Source organism: Streptomyces sp. CB01881 (genome assembly GCF_002953255.1).
Lineage (GTDB): Bacteria > Actinomycetota > Actinomycetes > Streptomycetales > Streptomycetaceae > Kitasatospora.
Map to the genome: position 1 here is coordinate 9,817,852 of NZ_CP026498.1, position 12,078 is coordinate 9,829,929.

Sequence of the window (12,078 nt, forward strand, 5' to 3'; positions counted from 1 at the left end):
GGCGCCCGGCGGGCAGCGGGCGGAGTAGGGCCGTCCTAGACGGCGGCGTCCTCGGTGCGGGCGTACGCGGCGAGGACGGCATCGAGGAGGCCGGGGAAGCGCTCCTCCAGGTCGGTGGCGCGCAGGGCGGTGAGACGGCGGTTGGCCTCCTCGCGCTGCCGGACCACGCCCGCCTCGCGCAGCACCTTGAAGTGGTGGCTGAGGGTGGAGGGCGCGACGTCCACCGGGAAGGTGCCGCAGGCCCGTTCGGGCTCGGCGCGCAGGATGCTCACGATGGTCATCCGGGTGGCGTCGGACAGCGCGTGCAGCACGTCGAACAGGTCGATCTCCCCGGTCGCGGGGTGCGCGAGCGGCGCCTTGCGGCGGGTGCTACGGGGCACGGACGGACCTCCCGGTCGCTCATGTTCGACAATCATCGAAACTGCGTGGTACCAATGTGCCGCAGCAATTTCGTAGTTCGTCGAACATCGTAGCTGAGGGGGCCCGACATGCGCGCACTGGTGATGACCGCACCCGGTGGAGCCGAGAACTCGGAGATCCAGGAGATCGCCGCACCGCAACCCGGCCCCGGCCAGGTGGCGGTCGACGTCGCCTACGCCGGCCTGAACTTCGTCGACGTGATGACCCGCCGGGGCGACGCCGCGTACGACTCCGGCTGGCCCCACCTGCCCGGCAAGGAGGTCGCCGGGACCGTCCGGGCGGTGGGCGAAGGGGTCACCGGCCTGGCCGTGGGCGACCGCGTGGTCGCCGCCCCGCCCGGCGGCGGCCTGGCCGAGGTCGTCGTCGCCGACGCCGCCCTCACCGTCCCGGTCCCGCCCGGGCTCGCACTGCGCGAGGCCGCGGCCGCCCCGCTCGGCCTGGCCACCGCCATGCTGCTGCTGACCGACGCCGGCCGCTTCACCGCCGGGGACACCGTCCTCGTGCACTCGGCCGGCGGCGGCATCGGCAGCGCGATCGCCCAGCTGGTGCCGCTGCTCGGCGGCGGCCGGCTGATCGGGACGGTGGGCCGCCCCGAGAAGGCCGCCGCCGCCGAGGCGTCCGGCTACCACCACGCGTACGCCCGCGACGAGCGGCTCCGCGAGGCCGTCCGGGCCGCCACCGACGGGCGCGGCGTCGACCTCGTCCTCGACCCGCTGGGCACCGAGGCCCTGGAGCTCGACCTCGACCTCGCCGCGGTGGGCGGCCGCATCGTCCTGTTCGGCAACGCGGGCGGCGGCGCCGTCGGCGCCCTGCCCCCGGTCTCCCGGCTGCTCGCCGGAAACCTCACCGTCACCGGCTTCAGCCACCGCGGCCTGGCCGCCACCGCCCCCGCCCGGCTGGGCCGGGCCGTCTCCCGGGTCGTCGACCTGCTCGCCGACGGCCGGCTCACCCTGCCCGTCACCGAACTGCCCGGCCTCGCCGACGTCCCCGCCGCCCACGACGCCATGGCCGCCGGCCGCGCCACCGGCAAGTACGTGGTGCGCGTCGGGAGTTGAGCGACGGCCCCGGGGCGGCCGGAGGAACCGGTTCGACACCGCGCCGCCCCGGCCGGGAGACTGCCGGGGTGCTGCTGACCCACATCGCGGAGATCGCGGACGAACCCCTGCTCCTGGAGCCCGCCGACCGCCATCAGGAGACCGAGACCAACACCTGGTGGCTGAGCACCGAGGACGAGGACCGGCGGTCGCTGTCGGTACCCGAGGTGGTGGCCGCCTTCGAGCGGACCGCCGACGCCCTGCGCGCCCGGATCCACGCCTCGGGCTACGCCGGGCCGGCCACGTTCTACGTCTGGCACGACGAGCAGGCCGGCCAACTGCGCTGCTCCACCGGCGCGGTGCCGCGCACCCGACTGCCGTTCGGCGGCGCGCACGTACCGTCCGACGACCTCGGACCGGTCGTCGCCGCCTTCCTGGCCGACGACCTGCCGGGGATCGTCCTCATGGACGACCTGGAGCCCTGCGACCCCGACGCCCCGGAACCCGAGATCCCGCCCTTCCCCGTCTGGGTCCGCGACGTGGGCACCGGCACGCCCTGACCGCCCGCACACCGCGCGACGCCCGTCCGTGTCCGGGTCCGCCGCCGGGCGGCGGGCCGTGCACGTCCGCCCGTGTGCGGCGGGCCGGTGCGAGGATCGCAGCATGAAGTACATGGTGCTGATGTACGCCGATCCGGCGGCGACCGAGGCGATGTCCGGGGCGCAGCGGGCCGAGGTCTTCCGCCGGCACGAGGCCCTCCACCGGGACCTGACGGGCACGGGCGAGCTGCTGAACGGGGCCGGGCTGGCCTACCCCCGGGACACGACGGCCATCCGGTGGCGGGCCGACGGGCCCGGGGCGGCCGACCGGGCCGAGGCGGCGGACGGGCCGCTCACCGGGACGGCCGAACAGCTGACGGCCTACTACGTCATCGACTGCGCGACCCCGGAACGGGCGCGCGCGATCGCCGAACGGGTCCTCGACTTCCACGTCGTCGCGGTCGAGGTCCGGCCGGTCCACGACTCGTTCGGGATGGACGGCGCCTGACCGGCCGGCGGCGCGGCCCCCGCCCGCGCCGGCCGGCACCACCCGCCGCGCTCCCCTACCCCCGACCCGACACCACGTCCGCCAGGCGGGCGATGGGCGAGGTGGTGGGGCGGCCGGCGGACTCCTGGTGGTCGGCGGCGTGGTAGGCGGCGTACAGGGCGTGGACGCCGATCCACCGCAGCGGTTCGGGCTCCCAGCGGCGGACGGTGTGGCCGACCCAGGGCAGCCGGGTGAGTCCGGTGTCGCGGCCGAGGACGAGGTCGCGCAGGGTGCGGCCGGCCAGGTTGGTGGTGGTGACGCCGCTGCCGACGTAGCCGCCGGCCCAGCCGAGGCCGGTGGTGTGGTCGAGTTCGACGGTGGCGCACCAGTCCCGGGGGACACCGAGGACGCCGGCCCAGGCGTGGTCGATCCGGGCGCCGGCCGCGGCGGGGAAGAAGCTGTCGAGGATGGCGCGCAGCTGGCGGACGGTGGCCGGCTGGGTGGTGCCGTCGGAGTCGGTGCGCGAGCCGTAGCGGTAGGGAACGCCGCGGCCGCCGAGGGCGATCCGGTCGTCGGCGGTGCGCTGCGCGTACATGTAGGCGTGGGCGAAGTCGCCGAGGACTTCGCGGCCCTCCCACCCGGCGGCCGCCCAGAAGGAGGGCGGCAGCGGCTCGGTGGCGATCATCGCGGAGTTCATCGGCAGCCAGGTGCGTCGTTCGCCGCTGAGGCCGGCGGTGAAGCCCTCGGTGGCGCGCAGCACGTGGTCCGCGGTGACGGTGCCGTGCGGGGTGACGGCGCGGGCGCGGCGGCCCGGTCCGGCGGGGTGGATGGCCGTGACCCGGGTCTCCTCGTGGATGCGCACGCCGAGCGCCTCGACCACCCGGGCGAGTCCGCGGGCCAGCTTGGCCGGCTGGATGCGCGCGCCGTACGGCGTCCAGGTGCCGCCGAGGCCGCCGGCGACGCGGAGCCGCTCGGCGGTCTCGCGGGCGGTCAGCAGGTGGATGCGGTCGGGGCCGTAGGCGGCCTCCGCGGCGGCGAAGGACTGGAGCCGGGCGAGCTGGGCCGGGGTGCGGGCCACCTCCAGGACGCCGCCGCGGACGATGTCCGCCTCGATGCCCTCGGCCTCGGCGGTGTCGGCCACCTCGCCGACCGCCTCGTCCATCGCCCGCTGCATGGCGGCGGCCGGGCCGGGCCCGTACCGGCGGGCGAAGGCGGAGCGTCCGGCGAAGCCGTTGTAGAGCCAGCCGCCGTTGCGCCCGGAGGCCCCGTACCCGCAGAAGCGCTGGTCGAGCAGGGTGATCCGCAGCCCGGGCTCGGCCTTCTTCAGGTAGTACGCCGTCCAGAGCCCGGTGTACCCGCCGCCGACGATGCACACGTCGGCGTCCGCGTCGCCGGGCAGTGCGGGCCTGGGCACGGGCAGGCCGCCCTGCGCGAACCAGAAGGAGACGCCGCCGTTGACGGCCGGGGTGTCTTCGCCGTTGCGGGCCACGGGAACCTGCTTTCGCTCGGTGATCTCCGGGGACGCTACGCCGCGCCCTCCCGCGCGGACCACCACCACGCTGCCAGTATCCGGCCGCCGGGCCCTGCAACCTGTCAGGCCGTGTGGCGGCGGACGGGCCGGGTGCCCTGCCCGTCCGCCGCCACGCCTTGCGCCCTGCTGCTCAGCGCCCTGCTGCTCGGCGCCCTGCTGTCCGGAGCCCGGCCGTTCGGCGCCCTGCCCCCGGTGCTAGCCGATCGTCGAGCCCTCGACGGGTGCGGACAGCGGGATGGTCTCGCCGGCGAACCCGGTCTTGACGAACTGCCACGTGAGACCGGTGAGCACGCCCTTGCCCAAGGGCGCGAGGCGGGCGAAGGCGGGCTGGCTCAGGTCGATGTGGGTGGAGTCGCAGGACGGACACTTGTCCCTGACCGGCACGGTGACGGTCTTGCCCTGGTAGGTCACCTTGACCGAAATGCCCTTGCACAACGGGTCGTTGTTCGGATTGGCGGTGGTCCACCAGGTGTGCGAGACGGCGACCAGCATCTGGTTGCCGGCGTTGATCTGGGTGCCGCAGGCGCCGAAGCCGGCGTCGTTGTAGTAGGTGGCCTTACCGCTCATCGGCTTGTTGATCGGGATCGCGGCGCTGGCCGAGCCTGCGGTCAGGGCGATCAGCGCGGCGGCGGCGAGCGGCGCGCCGGCCAGGATGCGGGCACTCCTGATGTTCTTGACGACTCGCATGGTTCCCTCCGGTTCTTGGTGCGGACGGCATACCGAGCACGGGCGGGGCCGGGGAGCAGCACCGGGGCCTGCGAGGTTCTCTGAGCAGGTCAATTCACCGGCGGCGCGGCGGAGTTCGAGTACATCCGGCCCGCCCACGGGAGGACGCTATGCCGATCCTGCCAACGAGGTCCAGACCTTTGAAGTGTTGTCATGAACACAAATCAGGATGCTTTACGAACACAGCCGAAGGCGGGACGATACGTGACCGCAGAGCCGGTAGCGCGTTCACAGGGCACGTTCCGCACCCCCAGGAGGCCCCGTGCAACCCGCGCTCCGCCCCGTCCTCACCACCGCCGTCACCACCGCGCTCCTCGGCTCCGCCGTGCCGGCCGGCCTGACCCCGGCCGTCGCGGCCGTCGCTGTGCCCGCCGCCGCGCACCGGGACGCCAACCAGGGCTACAGCATCCCGGTCGGCGCCGTCACCGACCTCGGCGCGCTGCCCGTCCTCGGCGGCCTCGGGCTCGACTTCGCCCGCCTGCTGGGGCAGTGAGGACGACGGTCACCCGCGGCGGCCGGGCCCGGCTCCGGTCACGTCCTCACCCCCCGACCCCGACCCCGTCAAGCGCGAACAGGGCTCCGGAGAGCGGGTGTTCGTCCGTCCTGGCGGTGGTGATGTAGAGCGTGCGGAGGTCCGGGCCGCCGAACGTGCAGCTGGTCGCACGCGGCACCGGGAGCCCGACGGTGGCGAGCACGTGCCCGGCCGGCGACAGGCAGTGGACGGCGGCGCCGCCCCAGAACGCCACCCAGAGGTTCCCGGCCGCGTCGAGCGTCATGCCGTCGGGAAGACCCGGCAGGTGGGAGACGTCCAGCGAGCGGATCCGCGGGCCGACCGGGCCGTGCTCGGGGTACTCGTAGAGGTCGATCCGCCGCGTCGGGGTGTCGATGTGCCAGAGCCGGTCCGGCTCCGGCCAGGCGAGGCCGTTGGGGACGGACAGTCCGCCCAGGACGGGCCGCGCCGTCCCGTCGGCCTCCAGCCGGTAGAGCGGGCCGGGCCGCCACGGCTCCGACCGCTGCATGGTGCCGGCGACCGGGCGGCCGTACGGGTCGCAGGCGCCGTCGTTCATCCGGCGTTCCGGCCGGTCCGCCTCGACCGGGGCGAGCAGCGTGGTCCGGCCGCCGGCGGGGTCGAGCAGCTCGAAGCCGCGTTCGGTGGCGAGCACCGGCCGGCCGTCCGGCCGGAACATCAACGCCCCCGGGGTCACGTCGAGCCCGGTCCCGGTGACGCGACCGCTCGACGGGTCCAGGGTCAGCAGGCGCCGGTCCTTGATGCCGATCCAGTACAGGCGTCGGGCGGTCGCGTCCCAGCACGGGCCCTCGCCCAGGGCGAGCCGCGGGGTGTCGGCTACGGGTTCGGCATGCATGGGGCTTCTCCTCGGGGGGTCTCAACGCAGCAGGGCCTCGGGCGGCATGGCGGTCATCCCGCCGTCCACCGCAAGGCAGGCACCGTTGACGAAGGATGCATCGCCACCGGCCAGGAAGGCCACCACGCGCGCCACTTCGGCCGCGCTGCCGAACCGGCCGAGCGGCGCCGCGCGCAGCATGGCCGCGCTCGTCTCCGGGTCGGTCCAGACGTGCCGGTTGCGCTCGACCGGGACGACCCCCGGCGCGACGGCATTGCACCGCACCCCGCGCGGCCCCCACTCGACGGCGGCGGCCCGGGTCAGGCCGCCGCCCGGCCGCTCCGGAGTTTCTTCCGCTCCGAGAGTTAATAACTCCGACAGGGCCGCAACAAGGTCGAATGCCGTCGTGAAGCCTGCCCGCCATCGTCCGGCCATCGGCCGCAACGGGGCGTCACACTGCGGCAACACCCCTGCCCAGCAGGCAAAACGGCGATTGACAGCGGGCCTCGACGTTCAGCACGATGAGCGCCGGGCCCACTCGCAGCACGCCGGAAGGAGGGCCGATGACCACCGTTCGCCGTGTCCAGTGCCCTGCCTGTTTCCGCCCCTGCTGCGGCCGTTGCCGCAGCCGCTGTTGTCGCTGAACGCTCACCTGCTGGACGACGGGACGCCCAACGCCCGGATGCTCAACGCTCAGATGCTCAGCACCCGGGTGCTCGACACGCACCTGGTGCAGGTCTGAGCCCCCTGATCCCCTGATCCCCTGACGACCCGACCGGATCGGCTCGCCGCACGGTGAGCCGTCGCGCTCTGACGTCCAGCGTCACCCGCTTCCCCCGTCAGTCGCGCACTCCGCGCAGCGCCGACGCCCTGCCGCACACCCGCACGGCCGGCGCGCACCCTCTTCTGCCGTACACCCACCCGCTCCTGGCCAGTTACGCCGAGCAACCACGCGAAAGCCGAGGTACCACCATGACCACCGCCCTCACCGAACTGCGCCTCACCCCCGCCGCCGGCCGGATCGGCGCGATCGTGCACGACGTCCGCCTCGGCGGCGACCTGCCCGCCGAGACCGTCGCCGCCCTGGAGGCCGCCCTCCACGCGCACAAGGTGCTCTTCTTCCGCGGCCAGGATCACCTGGACGACACCGAACACGAGGCGTTTGCCCGCCTGTTGGGCCAGCCGGTCGGCCACCCGACCGTGCCCAGCGCCGACGGCCGCTACATCTTCGAGTTGGACGCCACCAAGGGCGTGCGCGCCAACAACTGGCACACCGACGTCACCTTCGTCCCGTCCTACCCGAAGGCGTCCATCCTCCGTTCACTGGAGCTCCCGCCGGCCGGCGGCTCCACGGTCTGGGCCAACACCGTCGCCGCCTACCAGGACCTCCCCGAGCCGCTGAAGGTGCTGGCCGAGAGCCTGCGGGCCGTTCACACCAACGACTACGACTACGCCGCGAGCCTGGCCCTCAAGCCCGAACTGGCCGACAACGCCGAGGTCGCCAAGCTGTTCCGCCAGGTGTTCGTCTCCACCGCGTTCAAGACCGAGCACCCGCTGGTCCGCGTCCACCCGGTGACCGGCGAGAAGACGCTGCTGCTGGGCGCGTTCGCGCAGAAGATCCAGGGCGTGTCGGGAGCCGACAGCCGGGCCCTGATCGCGCTGTTCCAGCGGTACATCGAGCGTCTGGAGAACACCGTCCGCTGGGAGTGGCAGGTCGGCGACGTGGCGGTCTGGGACAACCGCGCCACCCAGCACTACGCCGTCAACGACTACGGCGACGAGCCGCGCCTGGTCCGCCGGATCACCCTGGACGGCGACCTGCCGGTGGGCGTGGACGGCACCCCGAGCCGCCTGCTGGAGCCGGCCGAGCCGCCGAAGGTGGCCGGACTCGTCCCGGCCGAGGAACTGGAGGCCGCCCTCCAGGCCTGAGCGCCGGCCGACCGCCCCGCCAAGCCTCACCGAAGCCCGCCGAGGCCCCACCAACGCCGCACCGAACTCCCGCCGATCGCCCCTGGCCGCCCCGAAAGGCCCCCGATGCCCGACACGCTCGCCCACCCCGCCCCGCCCCTCGGGGACGAACGACGCCTCGGTGACGAACGGCGCCTCGGGGACGAACGGCGCCTCGGTGAAGACCGCAGGATCGGGGACGACCGCCGGGACGTCAACGCCGCCGCCGTCCTGCGGGCCGTGCTCGACCACGGACCGATCGCCCGCAGCCGGGTCGCCGCGCTCACCGGACTCAGCGCGTCCGCGGTGTCCCGGCAGGTGGTGGACCTCGTACAGCTCGGACTGCTCCGCGAGCGGCCCGAGTTGACGGGCGGCGGGGCGGGCACGGTGGGCCGGCCGCAGGTGCCGGTCGACGTCGACACCGGGCGGCTCGCGGTGGCCGGCCTGCACATCGGGGTGCCGTACACCACCTTCTCGCTGCTCGACCTGCGGGGAAACGTGCTCTACCGGAAGGAGTTGAGCAACCGGGGACGCACCGGGCACGCCGTGCTCCGGCCGCTGCTGGAGCGACTGCCCCGGCTGCTCGCCACCGTGCCGGGCGGCCGGCGGGTGGTCGCGCTCGGCGCGGTCACCGGCGGAACGGTGGACCCAGAGCGCGGCATGACGGTCCGTCACGATCCCCTGCAGTGGCGGGACATGCCGCTGGGCGACCTCTTGTCCCGGGCCTCCGGGCTGCCGGTCCAGGTGGACAACCACGCCCGGGCGCTCACCCAGGCGGAGATCCTCTTCGGGCACCCGGCCGCACGCCGCTCGATGGTGCAGCTCTTCGTCGGCCACGTGGTGGACGCGGCGCTGGCGGTGGCCGGCACGGTCCACCTCGGACCGGCCTCGGCCACCGGAGACGTCGCCCACCTGCCGGTGCCCGACAGCGACGCGCTCTGCCACTGCGGCCGGCTCGGCTGTCTCGCGGTCGCCGCCTCGGACACCACCCTGTTCGAGGCGGCGGCCGCCGACGGGATCACCGCCCGGCCCGACCGCGCGGAACTGATCGCCGCCGTCCGGGCCGGCGACCCGCGGGCCGACCGCCTCGTCCGCCGCCGGGCCGAGGTCGTCGGCCGCGCCCTCGCACTGCTGGCGGACGTCGTCAACCCCGACCTGCTGGTGCTCACCGAGACCTTCGCGGTGCTCGACCCGGCCTACCTGGACGTGGTCCGCACCGAGTTCGCCCGCCGCTCCCACCTGCGCCGGGACGCCGACCTGCTGATCGCCCAGAGCCGCGGCGCCGACGCGCTCGCGGTGGCGGCCGGCGCGGCCGTCCTGGGCGTGCTGTACGCCCGGCCGCTGCACGCGATGACCGTCGCCGCGCAGGCCTCCCCGGTGGGGCCGGGGCAACCGCTCTGACCACCTCCCGGGAGCACCCCGAGAACAACCGTCCGCCCCGACAACCGTCCACCCGACAACCGTCCGCCCCGACATCCGCCCGACCGCACCCGCCACCCCTCCGAAGGACCCGCCATGACCGCGTTCACCACACCCTCCGCCCCCGGCCTCTCCCGCCGCGTCCTGCTGCGCGGGGGCCTCGCCGGAGCCGGCCTGCTGACGCTGGCGGCCTGCCGCTCGGCCGCGGACACCGCCTCCTCCGCCGCGAACGGATCGGCGGGCCCGCGCCGGGGCGGCGTCCTCACGGTGGGCACCGGCGTCGACTTCACGCCGAGCCTGCTCTTCGCCCAGAGCGCCAACACCCTCGTCCAGCGCCTGGTCTTCAACACCCTGACCAGATACGACGACAGGCTCCAACCCCAGCCCGAGCTCGCCACCTCCTGGCAGACCGCCGCCGACGGCACCAGCATCACCCTCAAGCTGCGCGAGGACGTGCTCTTCCACAGCGGCCGCAGGTTCACCGCCGACGACGTGGTGTTCGCGGTCAAGAACCTGCAGAACCCGGCCCGTTCGGCCCAGCTCCGTTCGACGGCCGCCACCGTCACCGACTTCCGCAAGAACGGCGACTTCGAGCTGACCCTCGTCCTCGCCCATCCGGTCAGCAACCTCTTCGACCTCTTCGAGTTCATGATCATCCCGGACTCGGCCACCGTCGAGGACGCCGTGGCCGGCACCAGGCTGGTCGGCACCGGGCCGTTCACCCTCACCGAGCGCAAGCCCGGCAGCTCGATCACCTTCGCCCGCAACGAGAAGTACTGGAACGCCGGCCGCCCCTACCTGGACGGGGTGGAGATCCGGATCGTCCCGCAGGCCGAGTCGCTGCTCTCCTCCCTCAAGACCGGCCAGACCCACCTCTCCTACAGCGTCCGCGGCAAGGACGTGGCCACCCTCAAGAGCGACACGCAGTTCCGGATCAAGCAGTACGACACCGGCTCCGGCGCCTACTACATCGGTGCCAACCTCACCGCCGAGCACGTGAGCGACAAGCGCGTCCGGCAGGCCATCGCCTGGGCCGTGGACCGCGACCGGCTGGTTCAGCAGGCGCTCGGCGGCTACGGCACCGTCTCCTCCGTCCCCTGGCCCAAGTCCTCGCCCGCGTACAGCGAGGCCGGCGCCGGCCGCTACAGCCACGATCCGGACAAGGCCCGGGCCCTGCTCAAGGACGCCGGCCTCACCACGCTCACCCTGCCCTTCGCGCACTCCAACGAGCCCGGCGCCACCGCGATCGCGCAGATCCTCCAGTACGACCTCAAGCAGGTCGGCATCGAGACGGTGCTCCAGCCGACCGACTCGCCCACCATGCAGAAGCAGCTCATCTCCCAGACCATGCCCGCCCTCTGGACGCTGAGCCACGGCTTCGCCCAACTCCACCCCGCCACCCTCGCGGTGAGCGCCTACCCGTTCAACGAGGCCAGGAACAGCTCGCACTTCAGCTCCCCCGCCTACACCGACATCGTCCAGAAGGCCTGGAACCGGCCGGACAGCGACAGCCCGGAGGCCAAGGCGCTCTACCAGCAGATCACCGACGTGCTGCTGGACGAGGAGTTCGTGATCGACCTCGCCATCGCCGGCCTGGTCGAGGTCGCCGGCGGCAAGGTCCGCGGCGTCGACCTCAACAAGTTCGGCTACCTCAACCTCGACGACTCCTACCTGACGGCCTGACAGATGCGCACCTTCCTCCTCAAGCGGCTGCCCTCCGGACTGCTCGTCCTCGCCCTCGCCTCCTTCCTCGTCTTCCTCATCCTCCGGCTGATCCCCGGCGACCCGGCCACCTCGCTGGCCGGCCCCGACGCCGGGCCGGAGGCCGTCGCCGCCATCCGCTCCCGGCTCGGCCTCGACCAGCCGCTGCTCTCCCAGTACGCCGCCTGGCTCGGCCACCTCGTCACCGGGGACCTCGGGCCCAGCTACGCGATCGGCGGGCAGGTCGCCGACCTGATCGGCAACGGCCTCGGCGCCACCGCCCAACTCACCCTCGGCGCCCTGTTCCTGGTGATCGTGATCGCGCTGCCGCTGGGCGTGCTCGGCGCCACCACCCGGCGCCGCCCGGTCGCCGCCGCCGTCCAGGCGTTCACCACGGCCGTCCTGGCCGTGCCCCCGTTCGTCACCGGTGTCCTGCTGGTGCTGCTCTTCGCGGTCACCCTCGGCCTGCTGCCGGCCGGCGGCCACGAATCGCTGCTCGACCAGCCGGACCTCGCCGTCCAGTACCTCCTGATGCCCGCCCTCTGCCTGGCCCTGCCGAGCGCCGCCGTCCTCGCCCGCTACCTCAAGGACGGCGTGGAACGCGCCCTCGCGGAGGACTACGTCCGCACCGCCACCGCGCTCGGCGTCTCCCGCCGGCGGATCGTCTGGCAGCACGCGCTGCCCAACGCGCTGCCGCCCGCGATCACCGTGCTCGGCCTCCAGGTCGGACAACTCATCGCCGGAGCCGTCCTGGTGGAGCGGATCTTCGCCTGGCCCGGGCTCGGCCAGCTGATCGAGCAGGGCGTGATCCGCCGCGACTACCCCGTCGTGCAGGACCTCCTGCTGCTGATCGTCGCCGTCTACGTCGCCGTCCAGCTGTTCACCGACCTGGTGTACGCATGGCTGGACCCCCGGATCCGGTGGGAGTAAC

At 73.9% G+C, this 12,078-nt stretch carries 13 protein-coding genes; 8 read left to right on the forward strand and 5 right to left on the reverse strand.

The window, feature by feature from the left end; genetic code table 11:
- Positions 1–35: 35 nt before the first annotated feature.
- Positions 36–380, reverse strand: coding sequence for a helix-turn-helix domain-containing protein (locus C2142_RS32260; RefSeq protein ID WP_148646344.1), 345 nt, complete (start codon positions 378–380; stop codon positions 36–38).
- Positions 381–488: 108 nt separating this feature from the next.
- On the opposite strand from C2142_RS32260, the gene C2142_RS32265 reads away from it, so the two are divergent.
- From C2142_RS32265 to C2142_RS32275, 3 genes are all read left to right on the forward strand, one after another.
- On the forward strand, positions 489–1,475 hold the full coding sequence (locus tag C2142_RS32265; RefSeq protein ID WP_148646345.1) for a zinc-binding dehydrogenase: 987 nt from the start codon (positions 489–491) through the stop codon (positions 1,473–1,475).
- 68 nt (positions 1,476–1,543) lie between these two features.
- Positions 1,544–2,014 carry a hypothetical protein gene (locus tag C2142_RS32270; RefSeq protein WP_148646346.1) on the forward strand — a complete coding sequence of 157 codons (471 nt, stop codon included), beginning with the start codon at positions 1,544–1,546 and terminating at the stop codon, positions 2,012–2,014.
- Positions 2,015–2,117: 103 nt separating this feature from the next.
- On the forward strand, positions 2,118–2,501 hold the full coding sequence (locus C2142_RS32275; RefSeq protein ID WP_148646347.1) for a YciI family protein: 384 nt from the start codon (positions 2,118–2,120) through the stop codon (positions 2,499–2,501).
- A 55-nt stretch (positions 2,502–2,556) separates the two neighbouring features.
- On the opposite strand, the gene C2142_RS32280 is transcribed toward C2142_RS32275, so the two are convergent.
- Positions 2,557–3,969, reverse strand: coding sequence for an FAD-binding oxidoreductase (locus C2142_RS32280; protein WP_148646348.1), 1,413 nt, complete (start codon positions 3,967–3,969; stop codon positions 2,557–2,559).
- A 237-nt stretch (positions 3,970–4,206) separates the two neighbouring features.
- Positions 4,207–4,698 (reverse strand): cysteine/serine endopeptidase inhibitor, encoded by a 492-nt coding sequence (locus tag C2142_RS32285; RefSeq protein ID WP_148646349.1) that lies wholly within the window; start codon positions 4,696–4,698, stop codon positions 4,207–4,209.
- 301 nt (positions 4,699–4,999) lie between these two features.
- Here C2142_RS32285 and C2142_RS32290 point away from each other — a divergent pair, with 301 nt between their 5' ends.
- Complete coding sequence (locus C2142_RS32290; protein ID WP_148646350.1) at positions 5,000–5,230, forward strand: hypothetical protein; 231 nt, start codon at positions 5,000–5,002, stop codon at positions 5,228–5,230.
- Between the two features lie 46 nt (positions 5,231–5,276).
- Here C2142_RS32290 and C2142_RS32295 read toward each other — a convergent pair whose 3' ends face one another.
- A complete protein-coding gene (locus C2142_RS32295) occupies positions 5,277–6,101 on the reverse strand; it encodes an SMP-30/gluconolactonase/LRE family protein (RefSeq protein WP_148646351.1) in 825 nt (274 codons plus the stop codon).
- 21 nt (positions 6,102–6,122) lie between these two features.
- Complete coding sequence (locus C2142_RS32300) at positions 6,123–6,515, reverse strand: SDR family oxidoreductase (protein ID WP_148646352.1); 393 nt, start codon at positions 6,513–6,515, stop codon at positions 6,123–6,125.
- A gap of 537 nt (positions 6,516–7,052) precedes the next feature.
- Here C2142_RS32300 and C2142_RS32305 point away from each other — a divergent pair.
- The 4 genes from C2142_RS32305 to C2142_RS32320 all read left to right on the forward strand — a co-directional run bounded on the left by C2142_RS32305 (position 7,053) and on the right by C2142_RS32320 (position 12,077).
- Entirely contained in the window at positions 7,053–8,009 is a 957-nt protein-coding gene (locus tag C2142_RS32305) for a TauD/TfdA family dioxygenase (protein WP_148646353.1), read from the forward strand.
- Positions 8,010–8,114: 105 nt separating this feature from the next.
- A complete protein-coding gene (locus C2142_RS32310; protein WP_148646354.1) occupies positions 8,115–9,428 on the forward strand; it encodes an ROK family transcriptional regulator in 1,314 nt (437 codons plus the stop codon).
- 114 nt (positions 9,429–9,542) lie between these two features.
- A complete protein-coding gene (locus tag C2142_RS32315; protein ID WP_148646355.1) occupies positions 9,543–11,129 on the forward strand; it encodes an ABC transporter substrate-binding protein in 1,587 nt (528 codons plus the stop codon).
- A gap of 3 nt (positions 11,130–11,132) precedes the next feature.
- Positions 11,133–12,077, forward strand: a complete 945-nt coding sequence (locus tag C2142_RS32320) for an ABC transporter permease (protein ID WP_148646356.1) — start codon at positions 11,133–11,135, stop codon at positions 12,075–12,077.
- Position 12,078 lies beyond the last annotated feature (1 nt).

What these genes read in the sequence shown, in the direction of transcription:
- C2142_RS32265 (WP_148646345.1), top strand. Translation starts at nt 489, where the DNA reads ATGCGCGCACTGGTGATGACCGCACCCGGTGGAGCCGAGAACTCGGAG.
- C2142_RS32275 (WP_148646347.1), top strand. Translation starts at nt 2,118, where the DNA reads ATGAAGTACATGGTGCTGATGTACGCCGATCCGGCGGCGACCGAGGCG.
- C2142_RS32285 (WP_148646349.1), bottom strand. Translation starts at nt 4,698, where the DNA reads ATGCGAGTCGTCAAGAACATCAGGAGTGCCCGCATCCTGGCCGGCGCG.
- C2142_RS32295 (WP_148646351.1), bottom strand. Translation starts at nt 6,101, where the DNA reads ATGCATGCCGAACCCGTAGCCGACACCCCGCGGCTCGCCCTGGGCGAG.
- C2142_RS32300 (WP_148646352.1), bottom strand. Translation starts at nt 6,515, where the DNA reads ATGGCCGGACGATGGCGGGCAGGCTTCACGACGGCATTCGACCTTGTT.
- C2142_RS32305 (WP_148646353.1), top strand. Translation starts at nt 7,053, where the DNA reads ATGACCACCGCCCTCACCGAACTGCGCCTCACCCCCGCCGCCGGCCGG.
- C2142_RS32310 (WP_148646354.1), top strand. Translation starts at nt 8,115, where the DNA reads ATGCCCGACACGCTCGCCCACCCCGCCCCGCCCCTCGGGGACGAACGA.
- C2142_RS32315 (WP_148646355.1), top strand. Translation starts at nt 9,543, where the DNA reads ATGACCGCGTTCACCACACCCTCCGCCCCCGGCCTCTCCCGCCGCGTC.
- C2142_RS32320 (WP_148646356.1), top strand. Translation starts at nt 11,133, where the DNA reads ATGCGCACCTTCCTCCTCAAGCGGCTGCCCTCCGGACTGCTCGTCCTC.